General features: G+C 69.8%; 21 protein-coding genes. 13 read left to right on the top strand and 8 right to left on the bottom strand.

Features of this window, described 5'->3' with window-relative positions; all coding sequences use genetic code 11:
• Positions 1 to 376 precede the first annotated feature (376 nt).
• On the bottom strand, positions 377 to 601 hold the full coding sequence (locus ACWEPL_RS39090) for a hypothetical protein (RefSeq protein ID WP_363966366.1): 225 nt from the start codon (positions 599 to 601) through the stop codon (positions 377 to 379).
• A 10-nt stretch (positions 602 to 611) separates the two neighbouring features.
• Here ACWEPL_RS39090 and ACWEPL_RS39085 point away from each other — a divergent pair, with 10 nt between their 5' ends.
• Positions 612 to 1,625 (top strand): DUF4192 domain-containing protein, encoded by a 1,014-nt coding sequence (locus tag ACWEPL_RS39085; RefSeq protein WP_350741810.1) that lies wholly within the window; start codon positions 612 to 614, stop codon positions 1,623 to 1,625.
• 772 nt (positions 1,626 to 2,397) lie between these two features.
• Here ACWEPL_RS39085 and ACWEPL_RS39080 read toward each other — a convergent pair.
• Positions 2,398 to 2,745 carry a hypothetical protein gene (locus ACWEPL_RS39080; protein WP_350741812.1) on the bottom strand — a complete coding sequence of 116 codons (348 nt, stop codon included), beginning with the start codon at positions 2,743 to 2,745 and terminating at the stop codon, positions 2,398 to 2,400.
• Between the two features lie 180 nt (positions 2,746 to 2,925).
• On the opposite strand from ACWEPL_RS39080, the gene ACWEPL_RS39075 reads away from it, so the two are divergent.
• Positions 2,926 to 3,474, top strand: a complete 549-nt coding sequence (locus ACWEPL_RS39075) for a DUF1707 and DUF4870 domain-containing protein (RefSeq protein ID WP_363966362.1) — start codon at positions 2,926 to 2,928, stop codon at positions 3,472 to 3,474.
• Between the two features lie 852 nt (positions 3,475 to 4,326).
• Here the strand turns inward: ACWEPL_RS39075 and ACWEPL_RS39070 are convergent.
• The 3 genes from ACWEPL_RS39070 to ACWEPL_RS39060 all read right to left on the bottom strand — a co-directional run bounded on the left by ACWEPL_RS39070 (position 4,327) and on the right by ACWEPL_RS39060 (position 8,183).
• Positions 4,327 to 5,049, bottom strand: coding sequence for a septal ring lytic transglycosylase RlpA family protein (locus tag ACWEPL_RS39070; RefSeq protein WP_363966360.1), 723 nt, complete (start codon positions 5,047 to 5,049; stop codon positions 4,327 to 4,329).
• Between the two features lie 438 nt (positions 5,050 to 5,487).
• A complete protein-coding gene (locus ACWEPL_RS39065) occupies positions 5,488 to 7,011 on the bottom strand; it encodes an ATP-dependent DNA ligase (RefSeq protein WP_449902139.1) in 1,524 nt (507 codons plus the stop codon).
• A gap of 797 nt (positions 7,012 to 7,808) precedes the next feature.
• A complete protein-coding gene (locus ACWEPL_RS39060) occupies positions 7,809 to 8,183 on the bottom strand; it encodes an FKBP-type peptidyl-prolyl cis-trans isomerase (protein WP_363966356.1) in 375 nt (124 codons plus the stop codon).
• Between the two features lie 72 nt (positions 8,184 to 8,255).
• On the opposite strand from ACWEPL_RS39060, the gene ACWEPL_RS39055 reads away from it, so the two are divergent.
• On the top strand, positions 8,256 to 9,011 hold the full coding sequence (locus tag ACWEPL_RS39055; protein ID WP_350739322.1) for an SDR family NAD(P)-dependent oxidoreductase: 756 nt from the start codon (positions 8,256 to 8,258) through the stop codon (positions 9,009 to 9,011).
• Between the two features lie 116 nt (positions 9,012 to 9,127).
• On the opposite strand, the gene ACWEPL_RS39050 is transcribed toward ACWEPL_RS39055, so the two are convergent.
• Entirely contained in the window at positions 9,128 to 10,567 is a 1,440-nt protein-coding gene (locus ACWEPL_RS39050) for a GuaB1 family IMP dehydrogenase-related protein (protein WP_350739319.1), read from the bottom strand.
• 97 nt (positions 10,568 to 10,664) lie between these two features.
• Here ACWEPL_RS39050 and ACWEPL_RS39045 point away from each other — a divergent pair, with 97 nt between their 5' ends.
• Positions 10,665 to 11,117 (top strand): GyrI-like domain-containing protein, encoded by a 453-nt coding sequence (locus ACWEPL_RS39045; RefSeq protein ID WP_363966353.1) that lies wholly within the window; start codon positions 10,665 to 10,667, stop codon positions 11,115 to 11,117.
• On the opposite strand, the gene ACWEPL_RS39040 is transcribed toward ACWEPL_RS39045, so the two are convergent.
• Positions 11,114 to 11,632 carry a TetR/AcrR family transcriptional regulator gene (locus ACWEPL_RS39040; protein WP_363966351.1) on the bottom strand — a complete coding sequence of 173 codons (519 nt, stop codon included), beginning with the start codon at positions 11,630 to 11,632 and terminating at the stop codon, positions 11,114 to 11,116. The two genes, ACWEPL_RS39045 and ACWEPL_RS39040, sit on opposite strands and share 4 nt — an antisense overlap.
• Positions 11,633 to 11,710: 78 nt before the next feature.
• Between ACWEPL_RS39040 and ACWEPL_RS39035 the strand changes: the two genes are divergently transcribed.
• Complete coding sequence (locus ACWEPL_RS39035; protein ID WP_452439137.1) at positions 11,711 to 12,940, top strand: FAD-dependent monooxygenase; 1,230 nt, start codon at positions 11,711 to 11,713, stop codon at positions 12,938 to 12,940.
• Here the strand turns inward: ACWEPL_RS39035 and ACWEPL_RS39030 are convergent.
• Positions 12,895 to 14,016 carry a CaiB/BaiF CoA transferase family protein gene (locus ACWEPL_RS39030; RefSeq protein ID WP_452439136.1) on the bottom strand — a complete coding sequence of 374 codons (1,122 nt, stop codon included), beginning with the start codon at positions 14,014 to 14,016 and terminating at the stop codon, positions 12,895 to 12,897. The genes ACWEPL_RS39035 and ACWEPL_RS39030 overlap by 46 nt on opposite strands.
• Before the next feature lie 119 nt (positions 14,017 to 14,135).
• Here ACWEPL_RS39030 and ACWEPL_RS39025 point away from each other — a divergent pair, with 119 nt between their 5' ends.
• The 8 genes from ACWEPL_RS39025 to ACWEPL_RS38990 all read left to right on the top strand — a co-directional run.
• A complete protein-coding gene (locus ACWEPL_RS39025) occupies positions 14,136 to 15,674 on the top strand; it encodes a serine/threonine-protein kinase (RefSeq protein WP_452439135.1) in 1,539 nt (512 codons plus the stop codon).
• Positions 15,671 to 16,654 carry an NAD(P)-dependent oxidoreductase gene (locus ACWEPL_RS39020; RefSeq protein WP_452439134.1) on the top strand — a complete coding sequence of 328 codons (984 nt, stop codon included), beginning with the start codon at positions 15,671 to 15,673 and terminating at the stop codon, positions 16,652 to 16,654. Before ACWEPL_RS39025 ends, ACWEPL_RS39020 begins: the two co-directional genes overlap by 4 nt.
• Before the next feature lie 131 nt (positions 16,655 to 16,785).
• Positions 16,786 to 18,135 (top strand): FAD-binding oxidoreductase, encoded by a 1,350-nt coding sequence (locus tag ACWEPL_RS39015; RefSeq protein ID WP_363966626.1) that lies wholly within the window; start codon positions 16,786 to 16,788, stop codon positions 18,133 to 18,135.
• Positions 18,136 to 18,138: 3 nt separating this feature from the next.
• Positions 18,139 to 19,398 (top strand): cyclopropane-fatty-acyl-phospholipid synthase family protein, encoded by a 1,260-nt coding sequence (locus tag ACWEPL_RS39010; RefSeq protein ID WP_350739302.1) that lies wholly within the window; start codon positions 18,139 to 18,141, stop codon positions 19,396 to 19,398.
• 276 nt (positions 19,399 to 19,674) lie between these two features.
• On the top strand, positions 19,675 to 20,151 hold the full coding sequence (locus tag ACWEPL_RS39005) for an SRPBCC family protein (protein ID WP_363966340.1): 477 nt from the start codon (positions 19,675 to 19,677) through the stop codon (positions 20,149 to 20,151).
• Positions 20,152 to 20,276: 125 nt separating this feature from the next.
• The gene (locus tag ACWEPL_RS39000; RefSeq protein WP_350739297.1) at positions 20,277 to 20,783 is read left to right on the top strand and encodes a SigE family RNA polymerase sigma factor; all 507 of its coding nucleotides are present in this window, start codon (positions 20,277 to 20,279) and stop codon (positions 20,781 to 20,783) included.
• A complete protein-coding gene (locus ACWEPL_RS38995) occupies positions 20,776 to 22,068 on the top strand; it encodes a hypothetical protein (RefSeq protein ID WP_452439133.1) in 1,293 nt (430 codons plus the stop codon). Before ACWEPL_RS39000 ends, ACWEPL_RS38995 begins: the two co-directional genes overlap by 8 nt.
• Positions 22,065 to 22,359, top strand: a 295-nt coding sequence (locus ACWEPL_RS38990) for a hypothetical protein (protein ID WP_452439132.1), incomplete at its 3' end; no start/stop codon positions are given. The genes ACWEPL_RS38995 and ACWEPL_RS38990, both read left to right, overlap by 4 nt.

Below are 22,359 nucleotides of genomic sequence, written 5' to 3'. Positions count from 1 at the left end.
CTCCCTCCGGCTCCGGCCCGCTCCCTCCGGCTCCGGCCCGCTCCCTCCGGCTCCGGCCCGCTCCCTCCGGCTCCGGCCCGCTCCCTCCGGCTCCGGTCGCCCACTCCGGGTCCGGTCGCCCACTCCGGCTCCGGCTACTTCGCCTGGGGGCCTCGCGGGCCCAATCACCCGTCATCACCCATCGGGCACCAGCCGTCGCCGCCGCCCGCCACCAGCCCTGGCTTGGGCAGCCATGGCTTGGGCAGCAAGAACCACCATCACCCAAAGAGCCCCAGCCGAAAACCGGCGGGCAGTTATCCACAACGCCACTCCTGGACGTCCCCACCATCCCCAGAATCGCATTCGGGCCCGATCCCACAGCCCTCGCCCGGGCACCCTAAGGGCCCATGACGACCAACCACTCCACCCCCGCGACCACCCCAACCCCCAACCCCACTCCCACTTCCACCTCCGAGGACTCCGACCCCACCACCGTCGCTCCCTCGCCGTCACCCTCAACCTCCCCTACGTCACCATCCCCGCCCTCCCTTCCCTCCTCCTCCCCCTCATCCAGCTTCACGTCGCTGGAGCCCTGCCTCACCCTCACCAGCCCCACCGACATCCTGGCCGCCGTGCCATACCTCGTCGGTTTCCACCCGAAGACCAGCCTCATCGTGATCGGCCTCGACCGTCGCCAGGCCAAGCTGGTGGCCAGATGGAGCCTCCCGTTCCCGCCCGGCACTCTCGCCTCCTTGGAGCCGGTCTTCGACCGGGAGGGCGTGACAGAGATCGTCGTCGTCGGTTACGGCCCGGGGGAGCTGGTGACCCCGGCAGCCGACGAGGCCAGACTCCTTGCCGCCAAGACCGAACTCCATGTAGGCGAAGCACTACGAGCACACGAAGGCCGTTACTGGTCTTACATCTGCGATCTCGCGACGTGCTGCCCGGCCGAAGGCACTCCGTACGACCTGACCACCAGCCAGATCTCCGCCGAGGCGACCATCCGAGGCCTGGTAGCCCTCCCCGATCGCGAATCCCTGGAACGTACCATCGCCCCCATCGCAGGCCCCGTACGCATGGCCATGCGCCGAGCCACAGCCGACGCGATCGCAGAATTCCGAGTTGACCTGACAGCCACCACAAACCTTGACACCTTCGCGACACAGTTCATCGCCGAAAGCCTGAACAGAGTCCGATCAGCCCTCCAGACCCACGAGGAAGGCGGCCGCCTGGACGACGCGGAGGCGGCGAAACTGGGCCTGGCCCTATCGATAACCCGAGCCCGCGACGAGGCCTGGACCCTCATGCAAGATTCCCACGTGCTCCTCTGGAAGGACCTGACCCGCAGGCTGGAGCCCCGCTTCATCCCACCGGCCGCATCCCTCCTGGCGATGGCTTCCTGGCGCGCGGGAAACAACGTCCAGGCCACCATCGCCCTGGAACGCGCCCTGACCATCGACCCCAGCTACTCGATGGCCAACCTCCTCATGCACGCCCTCCAAAATCTCCTGTCTCCCACGATCCTCCGAGACCGCCTCCCCACCCCGGCCGAACTCGACGCCGCCATGGGCCCACCCCACGCCTCCTGGCTCCTCCCCCTGGTGAACCTCCTGGACGAAGACGACCCGCACTCCCCGCCCGACTAACGCCCACCCACCAACCACAGGCACCCTGCCCAGAGCACCAATCGAGACCACCGAGCAACAACGCAATGGGGGACGACCCGATCCACAGGGAGGCGCCCATCGTCGCCATCCACCAGCCACAAGAAAGCGGATCGTCGCCCACTGCCCGCCGCACGGAAGCGGATCGTCACCAACCGCCAGTCGCCAGTCGTAAACCACCGACTGCCGGTTGCAGGTCGCGGGCCACCGACCGCTGGCTGTCAATCGCGGACTGCCGATTGCGGGCGGTTGGTCGCGGTCGTGAGCGATTGGCCGCGGGCGGCTGGCATGAGCTGGGGCGGTCGGTCGCGGGTTGCCGATTGCGGGGTTGCTGATTGAGGGCTGCCGACTGCCGGTTATCGGCCGTGAACGGTTGGCTGCCGGTCGCTGGCCGCGAGGCGGCGGCTGTTGGTCGGGCCGCAGCTCGGAGGGTTGTCGGTCGCCGTTTGCCAATCGTGAGCGGTTGGCCGCCAGCCGCGGGCTGCTGTTCGCGCTTGACGGTCGCAGTCGCAAGCGGGGTTGGTCGCCGATCGCCGATTGTTGGTCGCCGGTCGCGCTGGCCGTGGGACGGCGGCTGTTGGTTGTGAACCGCAAGCCTGGCCGCAGGTCGGGTGGCTGCCGGTCACTGGCCGCCGGTTGTGAGTTGGCGGCCGCCAGTGTGAGCCGACACTGCGCCAATCGCCAATCGCCAATCGCCGGTCAGTCAGTCAGTGGTCCGCCAACGGGTGACCCGCTGGCGGACGGTTGTCGGGGGTCAGCTGCCGGTGCCTTCTTCGCGGCGGCGGCGTTCGTTGTAAGCGCGCATGCGCGGCGGATAGCCGGTGAGTTGTACGTCATAAACCGGGAGGGCAAGATCGCGGGCAACCTTGTGGATCACGGCAGGGGAACCAACCCTACGCCTGGTCCATTCGCCGTCGTCGGCGACCGCCACGGCGGTCGTGTCGGTGGCGAAAGTCTCTGGCTCGACGTAAAACTCGACGCCGCGGCGCGAGCGGGCAAAAGCGATAAGCGCTTCGATGTCGGCGTCAGTCGCCTCGCGGTCGAACTTCGCGACCTTGGGGCCGCGCAGTCGACGAATGCCGTAGCGGTCTCGCCATCTCATGCATCCTTTTTATACCGTCTGGAGCCTCCGTGCGTCGGGGATGATCTAGGGGTCACATCCGGGATTCTCCCGATAGCACCGAGGGTCCGAGGGACGCAGTATGAGAGGTGACTGCCCGATTCTCAAAGGAGAGGCATGGCGATTATGGCTGGGGTACCGCAAACCCCTGGGCCGGGACAGGTGCAGCCAGCTCATCTGCGCGTCACCCACCAGGACAGAGAGCACGTGGTCGAGCACGTCAAGGCCGCCTACGCGGAGGGCCGCTTCGACAAGCTCGAGTTCGACGACCGGCTGGAGCGCGCGATGACGGCGCGCACGCACGGTGACCTGATGCCCATCATGACCGAGCTGTACGGCGCTCAAGCCGTACCCCGGCTCGCCCCGCTCCCGCCCCCGGTCCGCCCTGAGCGGGCGCCGGAGAGCAACGAACGTCTCGCCGCCGCCGTCGGCCACCTGCTGATGGTTGTCGGCATCCCGATCGCCGGCCCGCTGATCCTGCTGCTCACTGGCGCGAAGACCTCGCCCTACATCCGCAGGCAGGCGCTCGAGGCACTCAACTTCCAGCTCACGGTGGTGGGAGCCACGGTTCTCCTGCCGTTCACGGTCATCGGCGTCGTGCTGCTCCCGTTCATCTGGGTCGCCGCCGTCGTCCTCTCCATCGTCGGTGGCATTACGTCCCTGACGGAGGGCAACTTCCGCTACCCGATGACGCTGCGCCTGGTGAAGTGACTCCACTCGCCAGCATCCGCCGAGATCTATACGAGCCCGGCCTGGTCCAGCCCGGCAAGGGGCCGCATTCAGTTAGGCCCTTTCGGAGTGGCGGCTGGGTCGGGGTTCAGCGCGAGAAGTGCGCTGGTTCGGTGTGACGAACGCACGCCGGCCAGCTTTGGGGTGGGTGTCGGGGTTGGGGGGTTGATGCGGGCGCGTGCTGGTTCAGTAGAACGGTCGTGTCGGCTGGCTTTGGGGTGGGCGTCAGGGCGGGAGTTGATGTGGGCGGGCACTGGTTCGGTCGAACGGTCGCGCCGGCTGGTTAAGGGTGGGGGTCTGGGCTGGGGGGCTTGGTGCGGGGTGGGTGGTGGTTCGGTGTGACGACCGCGCCCCGTCTGGTGCCGTCGGGTGAGTGCATTGGGTGCAGTGGAAGGGCTGCGGGGCTCCGGCCAGGCGTAGAGGTGCGGTGGACTGACGTCACCATTGAGCCGGGCGCCCCGTGCTGGCGTCACACTGAATGGCCGCGTGGTTCAGATGCGGTGAGGGGGCTGCTGTAGCGGGGCAGGAGCTTTGTGCGTGCTGGCGGTAGTGGGGCAGGACCTCGGGACGGGGCGGCGTTAGCGGGCAGGGCCTTGGAGCGGGTGGCGTAGGCGGGGCAAGCCCTTGGGGTGGGGTGGCGTACGCGGGTCGGGACATCGGGGGCGTAGGCGGGGCAAGCCCTTGGGGTGGGGTGGCGTACGCCGGTCGGGACATCGGGGGCGTACGCGGGTCGGGGCCTCGGGCGGCGTAAGTGGGGCAAGGCCTTGGGGTGGGTGGCGTACGCGGGTCGGGACCTCGGAGGCGTACGCGGGGCAGGGCCTTGGGGAGACGGGGTTAGCGGGACAGGACCTCGTACTTGACGCGCATGACGCCGGCGCTGGTGTTGCCGATGGCGGAGAAGGCGGCTTCGGAGAGGTCGAGGCAGCGGCCGCCCACGTACGGGCCGCGGTCGTTGATGCGGACCGTGACCGATTCGCCCGTGCTGGGGTTGGTGACGCGGACCTTGCTGCCCAGGGGGAGGGTCTTGTGGGCGGCGGTCATGGCCGAGGGGTCGAAGCGCTCGCCGCTGGCTGTCATCTGGGGGTCGCCGTAGTAGGAGGCGCCGCAGGTTCCGGATGAGAGTACGCGGGTCTTCGGCTTGTGGGGCGGGGACTTGGCGGCCTTCGTGGGCGTGGGCGACGTGGTCCCGGGGGTTGAGCGCTTGGTCGCCGTGGGCTTGGCGGCCGGGCTGGAGGAGGCCGTTGCCGGGGAGGCGGTGGTGTTCGGCTGGGCGGTCGCCGGGGACTTGGTGGGCCTCGGGCGGGCCGCCGCGGGCTTGGGGAGCGGCGAGGGCGACTGGGGGGTCGCCTGGCGAGCGGCTTCGTTAAGCGGCTTGGCCTGGAGTGGGGTGGGGGCTGCCGAGGGGTGGTTGGGGGAGCCGGTGGTGTCCATGGCGGCCCAGGCAGCGGTGGAGGCGGCGGCCACGACGGCGGCGCCGGCCGCGAGGGTGATCCAGCGGCGCTTGCCTGCGATGAGCTTGCGGTACTGAGGGGTCGGCTTGAGGGAATGCTGGCCCAAGGTAAACCACAGTCCTAGCTAGGGGATAGGGCAGGGAAAGGCCGGGCCGGAGGGGGTGGAGGGCGTACGGCGGCCGATCCGGAGGCGGGGAGGGGGATCCCGCGCAGTGAGGACGAACATATGCGACAAAGCCCGAGTAAAGGCAACTTAATGCGACAGTCAGTGACATATCTCACTTAAGTCACAAGATTGCTAAGAACGCCCAGCATGCGCCGTGGATCTTTGGGACTCCGGAAAACGCGAGAAAGCAGGATTGATCGGCAATTGGTGCAGCTCAGGTGGGTGATAGGCGGAGCTGGCTGGGTGATAGGCCGAGGTGGGTGTGGTGATAGGCCGAGCTGGGTGCGTTGATATGCCGAGCGCTTGGTGATCAAGCCGTCAATCGTGGGTGTTTTTGTTCTTGGCGGTTTGCTGCTTGCTGATTTCAGGCAGGCCCGGCTACAGCATCAGAGAGCGCACGGTGTCGACCGTGTCGGCGTCCTCGACGCGCTTGTCCGGGCGGTAGCGCAGGACCCGGGCGAAACGGAGGGCCATGCCGCCGGGATAGCGGGGGGAGCGCTGGACCCCGTCGAAGGCGATCTCCACCACCAGCTCCGGCCGCAGCGTGACCGTCCAGTTGTCGGTGGGCCCCTCGGCCAGCTCGAGGAAGCGTTCGGTCTGCCAGGCCAGCAGTTCGTCCGTCAGGCCCTTGAACGTCTTGCCGAGCATCACGAACCCGCCCGAAGGGTCACGCGCTCCGAGGTGGAGGTTGGAGAGCTTGCCCTCACGCCGCCCATGACCCCATTCGGCGGCCAGGACCACCAGGTCGAGCGTGTGACGCGGCTTGACCTTGATCCATCCGGCGCCCCGGCGGCCGGCTGCGTAAGGGGAGGCCAGGGACTTGACCACCAGGCCCTCGTGGCCCGCCTTGACCACATCGGTGAAGAACTTCTCCGCCTCGGCAACGTCCCCCGTCACCAGCCGCGGCGTCAGCAGGCCCTGAGGGACCGCGCGGGCGAGCGCCTCCTGGCGCTGTGAATAGGGCAGGTCGAGCAGGTCGGCGCCGTCCACCCGCAGGGCGTCGAAGAAGAACACGCTCAGCGGCGTCTGCTCGCGCAGCTGGGCGACGTTGGTCTTGCTGGTCGCGCGGCTCGCCGTCACCTGGAACGGGTGCGGCCGCCCGTCAGGACGCAGCGCGAGCACCTCGCCGTCCAGCACGAGATCGTCGTACGGCATGTCGAGCACGGCCTCGACCAGCTCGGGAACCTGCGGCGTGATGTCGTCGAGCGTACGCGTGAAAACCTTGACCTCAGAGCCCGAACGGTGGGCCTGCACCCGCATGCCGTCGAGCTTCCACTCCAGTGCCGCGGGGGTGCCGGCCTTCTCCAGCGCGGCGGCGACGTTGGGCGCGCTGCCCGCCAGCATGGGCGAGACCGCCTGCCCCACCTGCAGCCGGAACGCGCGCAGCGCCTCTACCCCGCCGCTCAGCGCGGCCGCTCCGACGGCGGGAAGCCAGCCGCGGAGCGTGAGCGCGCGGCGCACGTCCGCCGACGGCGCGCCGGACGCCTTGGCCACCGCCTCGATCATGACGCCGTCGAGCGCGCCCTGCCGCAGCTCACCGAACAGCAGCCGGCGCATGAACTGCTGCTCCTGGCTCGTCAGCCCCGCGAACAGCTCGGCCACCAGCGCCTTGCGCGCGGCCTGCGAGCCGGGCCCGGAAACCGCCTTGATCCTGCTCAGCAGCTCGTCGACCGCGGTCAGGGTGGCGGTGGCGGCCAGCTTGGGCTGGGGGATGTCCTCCAACGTGCGCCAGCCCACGCCCACCTGCCGCTGAGGCAGCTCGCCCGAGAGGTACGAGATCGCGATCTCCGCCTCCTCCGGGCCGACCCGGCCCAGCAGCTCCGCCAGATGGCCCACCTTGCCGAGCCGAGCGGACGTGCGCGCCACCGCCTCGGAAACCCGGACCACGTCGATCAGAAGCACACGCCTATGTTGCCTTATGGTGCCGACATTTCCCCACCCGATATCGGCCAAGTGTCTGCCTTGTTCCCGGCACGGCCCCTCGTGCGGTTGCTCCCTTTTGGGATCACCGCGTGGGTTTCGTATATGGATGCCGCGTATAGGGCCCTTATTTGGGGCTTCTCGGGCGGGGGCACTCGGGTGCGCGGGTGGGGCCTCTCGTTGCGGGAGGGCGAGGGTGATGCGGTGCCACGGCGGTACATGCGCCAGGGCGGCTGTCGCGTTGAATGGGCGATCGCCGTAGCGGGGTGGGCTGGCGTATCGGGGCAAGGCGGGGCAAGGCGCGTCGGGGACGTCGGTCGGGAAGGAGGGGGCGGGAGGGAGCGGGGTCGTCGGTTCGGAACGGCGGCGCAGGACGTGTGGGGACGTCGGTTCGGAAGGGCGGCGCAGGGTGCGTGGGGGCGTCGGTTTGGACAGGCGGCGCAGGACGTGTGGGGGCGTCGGTTCGGAGGCGCGAGGCGGGAGCGCATGGGGCGCGGGTCCGGAAGCGGCGGGGTGGGTGGTGTGGGGACGTCGGATCCGGGCGGGCGGCCAGTGTGAGGAGGAGCGTCGGGTCCGGAGGGGGTGGGGTGGGTGGGTGTGGAGGCGTCGGGCCGAGAGAGTGGGGCGGGTGGTGTGTGGGCGTCGGGTTCGGGCGGGCGGCGTGGGGAGGAATGCCGGGTCTGGAAAGGGGTGGGTGTCGGGCTGGAAACGGGTGGGGTGTCGGGCTGGGGAGGGGTGGGGCGGGCCGTTTGGGGTTGGGTGGCCCGCCCCGGGAGGTGCTAGCTGACGCCGAGCAGGTCGACGACGAAGATGAGCGTCTCGTTCGGCTTGATGCGCGCGCCGGCCCCCCGGCTGCCGTAACCGAGATGCGGCGGGATGACGAGCTTGCGCCGCCCGCCGACCTTCATGCCCGCGACCCCCTGGTCCCAGCCCGCGATGACGCGGCCCGCGCCGAGCGGGAACTCGAACGCGTCGCCGCGGTTCCACGACGCGTCGAACTCCTCACCGGTCGAGAAGGCCACGCCCACGTAGTGGACGCGTACGGTGTGGCCGGGCTTGGCCTCCGGGCCGTCGCCCACGGTCAGGTCGACGATCTCCAGGTCGGCGGGCGGGTTGCCCTCGGGAAAGTCGATCTCGGGCTTTTCGAGTGCCACGAAGTGCTCCTGTTGATGATTGCTGACAATGAGACCCGACGACTCTATGCGGTCGGGATATCGTCATCGTTCATGACCGCCCTTTCTCCGGATGGGATCCTGCTCACCGGGCGCGTCGCCGTGGTCACCGGGGCGGCCAGGGGCATCGGGCTGGCGATCGCGGAGACGTTCGCCGCGTTCGGCGCTCATGTCGCGGTGTGCGACCGCGACAAGCCGCGGGCCGAGCTGGCGATGAAGCTCGACGTACGCGACCACGTGGCGGTGGAGATCTTCGCCCAGGCAATCCGTGAGCGGTGGGGCCGGGTGGACATCCTGGTCAACAACGCGGGCGGCACCTTCCACGCGGCGTTCGCCGACACCTCGCCCCGTGGCGAGCAGATCCTCGTCGAGGAGAACTTCACGCAGGTCACCGGCATGATCAGGCGGCTGCTGCCGATGATGTCGCCGGGCGCGTCGATCATCAATGTGACCTCGAGCGAGGCCCATCAGGCGGCCCCGGGGTTCGCGGTGTACGCGGCCATGAAGGCCGGTCTGGAGAGCCTGACGAAGACGCTCGCCCTGGAGCTGGCTCCCAGGGGCATCCGGGTGAACGCGATCGCGCCCGACGCGCTGCGGACCGAGGGCGAGTCGGGCGTGCGCGAGCGCATGCTGGCCCGCCCCCTGCCCTACGAGCCGGTACGCGTCCCGCCGCTCGGCCGGCTGGGCGGCCCGGAGGAGGCCGCCGGCGCGGCCGTGTTCCTGGCCAGCGACCTGGCCAGGTTCGTCACGGGGGCGACGTTGCACGTCGACGGCGGTATCCACGCCGCCGGCGGCTGGCGCCGAAGCTGAACCGGCCGAAGCTGAACCGGCCGAAGCTGAACCGGCCGAAGCTGAACCGGCCGAAGCTGAACCAGCGGAAGCCGAAACAGCGGAAGCCGAATCGGCCGAAGTCAAGAACGCACAAGTCACCAGCTCTGGTGCAGCGGCATCCCCTCGGCGTACCCGGACGAGCTCTGGATCCCGACCACGGCCTGCGCGTGGAACTCCTCCAGGTTCGACGCCCCCGCGTACGTGCACGCCGACCGCAGCCCCGCCACGATGCCGTCGATCTGGTCCTCCACGCTCGGCCGCTTCGGGTCCAGATACATGCGGGAGGTCGAGATGCCCTCCTCGAACAGCGCCTTCCTGGCCCGCTCGAACGCCGAGTCGTCGGCCGTCCGCAGGCGCACGGCCCGCGCGGAGGCCATGCCGAAGTTCTCCTTGTACTTGCGCCCGTTCGCATCGGTGTGGGTGTCGCCGGGCGACTCGTACGTCCCCGCGAACCATGAGCCGATCATCACGTTCGACGCCCCCGCGGCCAGCGCCAGCGCCACGTCGCGTGGATGGCGTACCCCGCCGTCCGCCCACACGTGCCGGCCCAGCCGCCGGGCCTCCGCCGAGCACTCCAGCACGGCGGAGAACTGCGGCCGGCCCACCCCGGTCATCATCCGCGTGGTGCACATGGCGCCGGGCCCGACCCCGACCTTGAGGATGTCGGCCCCGGCGTTCACCAGGTCGCGCACGCCCTCGGCCGTCACCACGTTGCCCGCCACGACGGGCACGCCGGGGTCGAGGGCCTTGACGGCGCGCAGGGCCGAGATCATCTTCTCCTGGTGGCCGTGCGCGGTGTCCACGACCAGGCAGTCGATCCCGGCGTCGAGCAGCTCCTTGGCCTTGGCGGCCACGTCGCCGTTCACGCCGACCGCGGCCGCGATGCGCAGCCGTTCCTGCGCGTCGATCGCGGGCTGGTAGAGGGTGGCGCGCAGCGCGCCGAGGCGGGTGAGGATGCCGACCAGCCGCCCGCCGGGATCGACGACGGGGGCCAGCCGGTGGCGGCCGCCGTGCAGCCGTTCGAAGGCCGTGCGCGGGTCCAGCCCGGCGGGCAGCGTCAGCAGCTCGCTCGACATGACCTGCGAGAGCTGGGTGTACATGTCGACGCCCTGGCAGTCGGCGTCGGTCACGACCCCGACCGGCCGGTTGTCCCAGTCGACCACGATGATCGCGTCGTGCGCCCGCTTGGGCAGCAGCTGCAGCGCCTCGCCGACGGTGTCGTGGGGGGTGAGCGTGAGCGGCGTGTCGTGGACGAGGTCGCGTTTCTTGACCCAGTCGACGACGTCGGTCACGACGTCCTGCGGAATGTCCTGCGGGATCACGGCGATGCCGCCCCGCCGTGCCACGGTCTCGGCCATGCGCCGGCCGGCGACCGCGGTCATGTTCGCCACGACGACGGGAATGGTGGTGCCCGTGCCGTCGTTCGTCGACAGATCGACTGCGAGCCGCGAACCGACCGCGGATCGCGACGGCACCATGAACACGTCGCTATAGGTCAGGTCGTAATGAGGCTCGAGGTCGTTGAGAAACTTCACGTTCATTCATCTTATGCGGTGACCGCCCATTGAGGGGTTTCCCCCGTTGGATGGGGCTTATGATCGGCCGGGACACTTTTGGGGGAGGGAGGGCTCTGTGGACGTCACCGAACGGGGCGAATTGATCGTGGTCGGCTTCGCCGTACGCACCACGAATGCAGACGAGATGGATCCGTCGCGGGCGAAGCTGCCCGTACTTTGGCAGCGGGCCGGCGCTCCGGGGGCCTTCGCGCACGTGCCGGGGCGCGTGGACGAGAACCTGTACGCGGTGCTGACCGACTACGAGAGCGACCATCACGGCGCCTACACGCAGATCGTCGGCACCGGCGTGCGCACCGTGCCGCGGCTGCCGGAGGGCATGGTGGCCGTGCGCGTGCCGGCGGTCCCGTCGCTGCGGGTGGAGGTCCGCGGCCCGATGCCGCAGGCCCTCGCCGACATGTGGCAGCAGGTGTGGAAGCACACCGAGTCGGGGGGTACGCCGTCCCGCGCGTTCACCACTGACCTCGAGGTCCACCACCCGGACGGCGTGGACCTCTACCTGGCCATCTAGAGACCGAGCGCGGCGGCCGCCGCCTCGACGGCCGCCGGCTTGACCTCTTCGACCGGCAGGTTCGCGTATTCCACCGAGCAGTCGGACATGCCGCCCAGCGCCACCGTCGCCCGGATGTGCTGCGCCTGTGTGAGCTCCGGGCCCAGCAGCAGCGTGATGATCCGCCGCCGCCAGTCGAACATGCGGGTGCCCAGGTCGAGGAAGCCCAGCACGGACAGCTCCCGCACCATCATCATGGTCACCTCGCGGTGCCGCCAGATCAGCTCGAAGTAGTCGTCGAGCAGCTGCCGGGCGTCGCCGGGCTGACGCGTCGCGACGAACCGCTCGATGTCCTCCACCATCGGCTGCACGATGCTGCGTACGAGGTCGTCGCGCGAGGCGAAGTGGTAGTAGAGCGCGGGCTTGGTGATGCCCAGGCGGTCTGAGATCTGGCGCAGGCTCGTGTTCTGAACGCCCTGGGAGACGAACAGCTCGCGGGCCACCTCCTGGATGCGCGTCCTCGTGTCACTGGGCATGGCTGAAGAATACCCCTTACCTATCGTTAAGTAAGCTGCTAGCCTGGCACTTACCTATCGTTAAGTAAGGAGGCGGTCATGCGGATCCTCATCTCGGGAGCGAGCGTCGCGGGCCCGGCTCTCGCGTACTGGCTCACCAGGTACGGCTTCACCGTCACCGTCGTGGAACGGGCCCCGGCGCTCAGGAAGACCGGCGGCCACGCCGTCGACCTGTTCAGGCCGGCGATGGACATCGTCGAGAAGATGGGCCTGCTGGAGCAGGTCATGGCGAAGAAGACCGGCATCGAGCGGCTCACGATGCACCGGGAGGGCGAGTCGCGGCCCATCGAGCTGGAGCTGCGCCGCGTGATGAGCGCCGTCTCCGACCGGCACGTCGAGATCATGCGCGACGACCTGAGCGAGATCATCTACGACGCCACCAAGGACGACGTCGGCTACGTCTTCGGCGACTCGATCGCCTCGATCTCCGACGACGGCGAGGTCACCTTCGACAGCGGCAGGACGGACACGTTCGACCTGGTCATCGGCGCCGACGGCCTGCACTCGAACGTCCGCCGCCTGGTCTTCGGCCCCGAGTCGGACTACGCCACGTGGATCGGCGCCTATCTGGCCGTCGTCTCGGTGCCCAACCACCTCGGGCTCGACGGCCGGACGGAGGTCATCGCTGGGGCGGGCCGGATGGCCGGGATCGGCACCGTGGACATGGGCGACGCGCGGGCGTTGTTCCTGTTCAGGACGCCGCGGCAGCTCGACTACCACCACCGCGACGTCCCCCGGCAGAAGGAGCTGCTGCGCGAGCACTTCGAGGGGATGGGCTGGGAGGTGCCGCGGCTGCTGGACGAGCTGGACCGCACGCCGGCCTTCTACTTCGACTCGATCACGCAGCTCCGCATGGACACCTGGTCACGCGGCCGGGTGACGCTCGTGGGCGACGCCGGGTACTGCCCCGGTCCGGCCGTCGGCGGGAGCACGAGCCTGGCGGTCGTCGGGGCGTACATCCTGGCGGGCGAGCTCGCGACCTACGGCGGCGACCACACGCGGGCCTTCCCCGCCTACGAGGCCGAGATAGGCGATTACGTGCGCCGCAGCCGTACGTTCGCCATCAACGCGGCCAAGAAGATCGTCCCCGGCAGCCGGTTCGACCTCTGGGCGCTGGCCGCGACGGTGCGGCTGATCAACCACCTGCCGGTCGCGCTCACCACGGCGGCCGCCAAGATCAGCAGCAAGGGCGTGCGGCTGCACGACTCGATCGTGCTGAAGGACTACGCGAGCACTCCCTGGTCGCGGAGTTTGTCCGCCTCCTCCTGAGACAGCCCCCACTCGGAAAGGTCGCTGAGGCGGGTCGCGGGGGAGAGGTCCGGCCGGGGCGCGCCGAGCAGGCGGGGCGCGGGCATCGGCTGGGTGACGCCGCCGACCTCGACGAAGGAGCCACGGGCGGTGTTGTGCGGGTGGTGGGGGGCCTCGGCCATGGACAGGACGGGCGAGACGCACGCGTCCGAGCCCTCGAAGAGCGCCTCCCACTCGGCCCGCGTGCGCTTCCTGAACTCCTCGGCCAGGCGGGCCTTCAGCGCGGGCCACTGCGTCCTGTCGTTCCTGTCGGGCAGGTCGGCCAGCCCCATCAGGTTCACCATCGTGTCCCAGAACTGCGGCTCCAGCGAGCCCACGGCCACGAACTCGCCGTCGGCCGTCTCGTACGTGTCGTACTGCGGGGCGCCGGTGTCGAGCAGGTTCGTGCCGCGCGGCCCCCAGTAGCCGCTCTGCGCCGCCTGGTAGAACATCGAGAACAGGATCGACGCCCCGTCCACCATGGCCGCGTCGATCACCCGCCCCTTACCCGTGCGCTCCCGCTCGAACAGGGCCAGCAGCACCCCGTACGCCAGCATCAGCCCGCCGCCGGCGAAGTCGCCGAGGATGTTGATCGGCGGGGTCGGCCGGCCGCCCTCGCGCCCCAGCATCGACAGGACACCGGAGATCGCGACGTAGTCGATGTCGTGGCCGGCCGTGGACGCGAGCGGCCCGTCCTGGCCCCAGCCGGTCATCCGGCCGTAGATCAGCCGCTCGTTCACCGCGTGGAGGTCGTCGGGGCCGATGCCGAGCCGCTCGGCCACCCCCGGGCGGAACACCTCGATCACGACGTCGGCGTGCCGCGCCAGCTCCTTGAATGCGGCCACGCCCTCGGGGGACTTCAGGTCCAGCCCGATCGTGCGCTTCCCGCGATCCATGACATCGCCGCGCGGCCGGTCGGAGACCGCCTTGACCCGGTCCACGCGCAGCACCTCGGCGCCGTGGTCGGCCAGCATCATCCCGGCGAACGGCCCAGGTGCGAGCCCTGCGAGCTCGAGTACGCGTACCCCGGCGAGCGGGCCGTTGTGAACTTCAGGCATCTCCCCAGTAGAACAACATTCGGTGATCTATCGCAAGCGGCCTTCGCGACCTTCCGGCGAAGAGGTGGGAGGTATGGGAAACTTGCCCACTGTGTTCGGGTGGTCAACAGGGGTAGGACATGGTTTCGGATAGCAACCGGCTCATCGCGGCCCGCTACCAGTTAGTACGCGAACTGGGCCGCGGGGGCATGGGCGTGGTCTGGGAAGGGCAGGACACCCTGCTCAACCGGCAGGTCGCCATAAAGGAGGTGCTGCTGCCCGACGGGCTGTCGCCGGGCGAGCAGGAGCGCCAGCTTTTGCGGACCGCCCGTGAGGCCCGTACCGCGGCCAAGCTGAGCCATCCGTCCGTCGTCGCGATCTACGACGTCGTCGAGGAGGGCGGCCGTCCGTGGATCGTGATGGAGCTGCTGCGCCACCCCACGGTCGAGGAGGTCGTGCTCACCTCCGGCGCGCTCCCCGTGCGGGAGGCGGCCGAGCTGGGCCGGCAGGTGCTGTCGGCGCTGCGGACCGCCCACGAGGTGGGCATCCTGCACCGCGACGTCAAGCCGAGCAACATCCTGCTGGCCGAGGACGGCCGGGCCGTGCTCATGGACTTCGGCATCGCCACCGCCGAGGGCGACCCGTCGCTCACCAAGACCGGCATGGTCACCGGCTCGCCGAGCTTCCTCGCTCCCGAGCGGGTCCGCGCCGAGCACGCGGGACCGCCCTCCGACCTGTGGTCGCTCGGCGCCACGCTGTACGCGTGCATGGTGGGCCGCTCGCCGTTCGAGCGGGGCGACCCCATGTCGACGCTCAACGCGCTGCTCAGCGAGGAGCCCGACTACCGCAGGATCCCGCCGATCATGCATCCGGTCCTGCGCGGGCTGCTGAAGAAGGAGCCCGAGCAGCGGGTCGACGCCGCGGAGGCCGACCGGCTGCTCCAGGACATCCTCACGGCCAGGCCCGCGAGCGCCGACCGGGACGTGCCGGAGCGGAAACCGGGCGGCGGCCGGGGCCGTGCCCTGCTCGCGGCGGCCGCGGCGGTGGTCCTGGTGATCGCGGGCGGCTCGGTGGCGTACTTCAAGCTCGCGTCCCCGGCGGAGGGCACCCCGCGGCAGACCGCTCAGCCCGCCGCCGCGACCCAGCCGCTCACTCCGGCGGCCACGGACACGCCGGAGCCGAGCACGACACCCACCCCGACGCCCAGCGTGACCAGGGCCGTCCCGATCACGCGCATGTGGAGGTCGCGTGACGGCTGGTCCATCATGCGGCCCACCGGCTGGCGCGGAGCCCTCAAGGAGGCCTACACGGAGTGGACGCGCCGGGACCGGAGCGCGCATCTCGGTGTGGAGGCCGTCTACTCCGTCGTCGACCCGCACCAGATCATGCGCGACGCGCAGGAGACCGTCGCCCAGAACGCCCAGAACGTCGTCAACCGCGGCCGCAGGGTGGTCGTGCACCAGGGCACGAAGGCCGTGGAGTGGGAGTTCTCCTGGACCGCGGGCACCGGGGGCGACGCCCCGTGGGCCACGCCGGGCACCCGCTACCACGAGATACGCCGGGCCGTCGCGATCGGCGACACGGCGTACATCCTGTCCTGGACGGTCGACGAGGCCCAGTGGATGCGTAACAGAGGACTGATGCGGCAGGTGATCAGCAGCTTTACTGTGGGGGCATGAGCCCCTGGAACCTGCTCGCTCTGCCCCCGCTCCCCGAAGAGCTCATCCGCCACCTGCTCGCCCCGCTGGGCGACCAGGTGACCGTACGCGTGCCGGCCGCCCGCGACAGGGACGCGCTCCTGGCCGCGCTGCCGGAGGCGGAGATCGTGCTCGGCGACTGGACGGGCACGCTCGCGTTGGACGCCGAGGCGGTCAAGGCCGCGCCCCTGCTGGCGTTCGTGCAGCAGCCGTCCGTGGGCGTGGACGGCCACGACCTCGACGCCCTGGCGGCGGCCGGGGTGCCGCTGGCCAACACGCCGGGCGTCAGCGCGGTGGCGGTCTCGGAGTGGTGCCTGGCGGCCACGTTCTCGCTGTCGCGCAGGCTGGCCGCCGCGGACGCCGCCGTACGCGCGGGTGAATGGCCGCAGCAGGGCCTGCAGCCGTACGAGCTGCGCGGGCGCCGCGTCGGCATCGTCGGGTACGGCCCGATCGGCGCCACCTGCGCGGAGATGTTCCGCGCCCTCGGCTGCCACGTCTCCTACTGGACCCGCACGCCCCGCGCGGACCCCGGCTTCGCTGACCTGCCGGAGCTGATCTCCTCCAGCGACGTGCTCGTCGTGGTGATCGCGCTGTCCGACGAGACCCGCGGCCTCGTCGACCCCGGCCGCATGAAGCAGGGCGCCCTGCTCGTCAACGCCGCGCGGGGTGGCGTCGTGGACCAGCAGGCGCTCGTCACGGCCCTGCGCGGGGGGCGTCTGGGCGGCGCGGCGCTCGACGTGTTCGACGTGGAGCCGCTGCCGCTTGACGACCCGCTGAGGGATCTCCCGAACGTCCTGCTGTCGCCGCATGTCGCCGGCGTCACGCCCGAGGCCACGGGCCGTCTGCTCACGGCGACTCTGGACAACCTCACCGCCGCCGTCGGGGGCCGCGAGGTGCATGACGTGCTTAACGGCGTAAGCTCCGTGATCTTCAGAAAGTTTACGCAATCGCCTACCAAGTAGGCATTTCACCTGTCACTATGAACAGTTTTCGTGTCTTTAACGACCCCGGTCTATTCGAGGTCGCTCACGGGAGATACCGTCTTACGGACGATCTCTACCAGCTCAAGGGGGTGCTTGCCGTGCCGACGAAGATGTCGACACACCAACGGGCAGTAGAGCAGATCCGGCAGTCGTACGCCGAGATCCCGGGCGGTGCCGCCCCGCGCCTGGCCAAGTCCACGTCCAACCTCTTCAGGTTCCGCGACGGCGGCAGGACGGCCAAGCTCTCGGCGAGGGATCTCGACGAGGTCATCAGCGTCGACCCCGAGACCATGACGGCCGAGGTCCAGGGCATGACGACGTACGAGCACCTGGTGGACGCCACCTTGCCGTACGGGCTCATGCCGTACGTGGTGCCGCAGCTCAAGACGATCACGCTGGGCGGCGCCGTGACCGGGCTCGGCATCGAGTCCACGAGCTTCCGGGACGGCCTGCCGCACGAGTCGGTGGAGGAGCTCGAGATCCTCACCGGTGACGGGCGCGTCGTCGTGGCCCGCGACGACAACGAGCACCGGGAGCTCTTCCGCGCGTTCCCCAACTCCTACGGCACGCTGGGCTACGCGCTGCGCATCCGGATCAAGCTCCGCAAGGTCCAGCCGTACGTGCATCTCACGCACGTCAAGTTCACGGACGCGGCCAAGTGCATGCTGGCCCTGCAGGAGATCTGCGACAGCATGGTGCACGACGGGGAGAGCGTCGACTTCGTCGACGGCGTCTACTTCAACCCGGGGGAGATGTACATCACGGTCGGCCGGTTCGCCGAGCGTGCCCCTTATGCCTCGGACTACACGGGCATGCGCATCTACTACCAGTCGATCAGGCAGCGCAACCGCGACTGGCTGACCGTGCGCGACTACCTGTGGCGCTGGGACACCGACTGGTTCTGGTGCTCGCGGGCGTTCGGCGTGCAGCAGCCCGTCGTGCGCTCCCTCATGCCGCGCCGCTGGATGCGTTCCGACGTCTACCGCCGCCTCGTGGCGCTGGACAGGAAGTACGGCGTCACCGCCCGCGTCGACAGGTGGCGCGACCAGCCCGTGCAGGAGTCCGTGATCCAGGACGTCGAGGCTCCGGTCGAGCGGGGGGCGGAGTTCCTGGAGTTCTTCCACGACAAGGTGGGCATGACACCGGTGTGGATGTGCCCGCTGCGCTCGAACTCGCGCTGGCCGCTCTACCCTCTGGAGCCGGGCAGGCTCTACGTCAACTTCGGATTCTGGGGCATGGTGCCGTTGCCGCGGGGGCAGTTCGACGGCTACTACAACCGGCTGATCGAGCGCGAAGTGCACGAGCTCGACGGTCACAAGTCGCTCTACTCGACCTCGTTCTACGCTCGCGAGCAGTTCTGGCAGCTGTACAACGGCGACGCCTACTGGCCTGTCAAGCGGGAATACGATCCGAACGGTCGCCTGCTTGACCTCTACGAAAAATGTGTAGCGGGAAGGTGAGCTGTGGCGCTGGCAACCATCTTTGAGAAAATCGTCGGCTCGGAAGCGAACGTCGCGTTCCAGGCGTACGACGGCAGCAAGGCAGGTCCGGACGGGTCCGACCTGAGCATCGAGGTCAAGTCGCCGATCGCGGTCGCCTATCTGGCGCAGGCGCCCGGCGAGCTGGGCCTGGCAAGGGCGTACATCTCCGGCCACATCGACGTACACGGCGACATGTACGCACTGCTCGACCGCATGTGGAACATCACCACCAACGACCTGACCACCCAAGAGAAGATCGCCGCCGTCCGCGCTCTGGGCGTCAAACCACTCCTCATGCGGGTGCCACCACCACCACAGGAGATGCGGCAGAGCGCCCTGGCCAGGCTGGGCTCCCGTCACGCCAAGCAGCGTGACGCCGAGGCCATCCACCACCACTACGACGTCTCCAACCGCTTCTACGAGTGGGTCCTGGGGCCGTCCATGGCGTACACGTGCGCCGTCTTCCCCTCGGAGGAGTCGACGCTCGAGGAGGCCCAGTACGCCAAGTTCGACCTGGTGGCCCGCAAGCTCGACCTCAAGCCGGGCATGCGCCTGCTGGACGTCGGCTGCGGCTGGGGCGGGATGGTCATGCACGCCGCCAAGCACTACGGCGTCAAGGCCCTCGGCGTGACGCTGAGCCGCCAGCAGGCCGAATGGGCCCAGAAGGCCATCGCGGACGCCGGCCTGCAGGACCTGGCGGAGGTCCGCTTCATGGACTACCGCGACGTCAAGGAGTCGAACTTCGACGCGGTCAGCTCGATCGGCCTCACCGAGCACATCGGTAAGGACAACGTCCCGTCGTACTTCGAGTTCCTGTACGGCAAGCTCAAGCCGGGCGGCCGGATCCTCAACCACTGCATCACGCGGCCGACCGGCAAGGAGAAGACGTTCAACAAGGGCGGCTTCATCAACCGGTACGTCTTCCCCGACGGCGAGCTGGAGTCGGTCGGCTGGCTGGTCAGGCAGATGGAGGACACCGGCTTCGAGATCCGCCACGAGGAGAACCTGCGCGAGCACTACGCCAAGACGCTGCGCCACTGGTGCGACAACCTCGACGCCAACTGGTCGGACGCGGTCGAGGAGGTCGGCATGGGCACGGCCCGGGTGTGGGCCCTGTACATGGCGGGCTGCATCGTGGGCTTCGAGCGCAACAAGGTCCAGCTGCACCAGGTGCTGGGCGTCAAGCTCGACAAGAACGGCCGCTCCAGCATCCCCCTCCGCCCGGCCCTCGACTGGCCCTGAAACACGGCCTTCACCTTGGGAGGCGCGCGCTCAGCCAGCGCCTCCCAAGGGGGGCTGCCGCCCCCTTTCGATCCCCCGCAAACCCCCGCTCGCTACGCTCGCCGGCGCTCGAAGGTTCCTCGCGGCTCAAGTGATCGGCATGGCACGGGGTGCTATTTCTCCTCCAGAGCGGAGGATCCTTCCCCCGGGTAGGAAGAACCTCCACCGTGAGGCGTCCGGAGGGGAAGCTCTCCGGGCACGTCCCTGCGCCTTCCACCTGATGGCTAAGATCCGCGCATGTCCCGTTTCGAGGTGGCCACCCTGGTCCTCGCACCGCCGCCGGTCGTCTTCGATGCGTCCTTGTCGGTCGAGCTGCACGCCTCCTCCATGCGCGGCTCGCGGGAGCAAGCGGTCGCAGGGGTCACTTCCGGACAGCTCTCCCTGGGCGACCAGGTCACGTGGCGAGCGCGGCACTTCGGCTTCACCTGGCACCTGACCTCGACGATCAGCGCCCACATCCGCCCGTCGTACTTCGTCGACGAGCAAGTAAGCGGCCCGTTCCGGTATTGGCGCCACGCGCACACCTTCGAACCGGCACGCGACGGCGACAGCGGCGTCGAGGCGACCCTCATGAAAGACATCGTCGACTTCGCCGCGCCCGCCGGGCCACTGGGCACTCTCGCCGACGCTCTCGTCCTGCGGCGTTACATGACCAAGCTGATCCTGCTGCGGAACGCGCACATCAAGGAGACGACCGAAACCGCCAGGCAGTGACGCCCCCACTGTCGCCGTTCATCGTGGCCAAGGTCCGCAACACCTGGTGAGGCTCCCGGCCCGAGTGCTGTCCGCGGCATTTTTCCGTCGTCACTCAACCATCCGGCCGGCTGAAGTGTCCTTGGATGCCGGAGGTAGGAGTGGACGACCCGACGTTTGAGAGATTCGCGGAGCAGCGGCTGCCGGCGCTCTATCGCTACGCCATGGTCCTGACCCAGAACAGGCATGATGCCGAGGACCTGGTGCAGGAAGCGCTGACCCGTACCGGCCTGCGGTGGAGCGCGATCAGGCGCAAGGACGACCCGGAAGGGTACGTCCGCACGGCCATGGTCCGCATCATGGCCAACCGCTGGCGGCGGCCGAAGCGTGAGGTGAGCGTGCCGGATCCGCCCGAGCCCGCGACGGAGGACGCGGGGCTGGAACGCCTGCTGGACGACGGCCTCCGCGCCAGGATCGCCGAGCTGCCTCCGCGCATGCGGGCCGTACTGGTGCTGCGTTACGTCGAGGAACGCGGCGACGAGGAGATCGCCCGGCTGCTCGGCTGCAGCCGCGGGACCGTCAAGAGCCAGGCGTCGCGGGGGCTCGCCCGGCTGCGCGAGGCCGTCAAGACCGAGGAGATCGAGCATGGATGACCTGGAACGCCGTCTCGCCGCGCTGCTGAGCGAGCCTTCCCCGGACGATCCGCCGCCCGGCCTGGCCGATCGGATCCACCGGGCCGTGGCCACGCGCCGCAGGAACAGGCGGGCCTTGGCGCTGGCCGTAGCGGCGGGGGCGACGGCGGTGCTGGTGGGCGTGCCCCTGGCCGTACGCGGTGGGAACGGCGACGCCGCGACCACGGCGAACTTGAGCCCGCCCCCCGCCTCGACCGCACCTTCCGAGCCGGCCGTGACGGCGTCCAAGCGGCCCGAGCCGACCGTGACCAAGACCGTGACGGCGCCCAAGCGGCCCGAGCCGACCGTGACCGAGACCGTGACGACAACCCCGGACCAGGCTGACGTCCACCTCCCCGCCGGGGTCCGCCTGGAACAGGCCCTGCGTCAGTTCATGAACGTGACGAGCGTCGTGGACGTCGAGGGCCGCACGGCGCAAGGCCAGCCGTTCGTGCCCGCGGCGCTGGGCAGCGACGGGACGGTCCTGGGCGCGACGCCCGACGGACAGGTGGCGGAGGTGGACGCCGGCGGCGGCACGCCCGAGGAAATCGGCTTCCGGGCTCGGTCCGGGCTGGGGACGGCCGCGGCCTTCCGTACCTGGACGGAGTTGAACGGCTCGGCGGCCGACCAGCGGTGCCGCACGGCGGACGGGACCACGCGCACGATCAGCCCGCAGGGCACGGACCCCCGGGGGAGGGTCTGGGTGGACGGCGGCGTGGTCGTCGGCAACGACGTCATGCGGCAGCCCTGGATGGCCAAGGGATGTGCGCAGGTGGGTACGGTCGTCAAGACCGGGGACCCGGCGAGCGGGCCGGCGGTGGCGTTCTCCTACCCCGACCTGTTCACCGCCGAGCGGGCGAACGACAAGGTGCTGCGCATCGTCGACGTCGAGACCGGCAAGGTGACAGCCGAGCATCCGCTGCCCGACGGCGTCCGCGCGCAGAGGATGGGCGATCCGGACCAGAAGTGGTACGCGGCGGCGTCCGGGAAGTGGTTCGCCTGGGTGGCCGGCGACACGCTGCGGTGGACGCCGCGCGACACCTGGGGGGCCGTGTCGGTGCTGCCCGGAGTTCCGACGCCGAAGAAGGGCGTCTCTCCCTGGATGACGGCGGGCAACCGGATCATCACCTACAACACCGGGGCCACCTCGTTCGTGCTCGATCCGGTCACCGGCCGGCGGTACAAGAGCCCGGACGTCGTCCTGGCGGCAGGCGACTGGCTGCTGTGGAGGTCCGGCGACGGCTACCGGCTGGCCAACCTTCGTTGAGGTCTCCGGCAGGCGTCCTGCTCGTGCTCGTCGCGATCCCGACCGTCGCGAACCTGGCCGGCGGCGGCCCGACGTGGATCTGGACGCCGTCACTCCCGATGCCTTTGCTGCGTCTGGTCGCGGAGGCGGGGCTGCTGGACATCTGGCTGGTCGCCGACCTGCTCGCCGCCGTGGGTGTGCTCGGCGGGCTCGCGGTGGCGGCCACGGCCCTCGCGGAGCAGGCCGTGGCCGCGACGCTGCTGGCCCAGGGCGGCGCCGTCAGCCGCGCCGCCGCGGGGACCGGGGCCCCGC

The sequence above is a fragment of the Nonomuraea sp. NPDC004186 genome, assembly GCF_053603495.1.
Note: the sequence above shows the minus strand (reverse complement) of the source record. Positions and strands in the feature narration are given on the sequence as shown.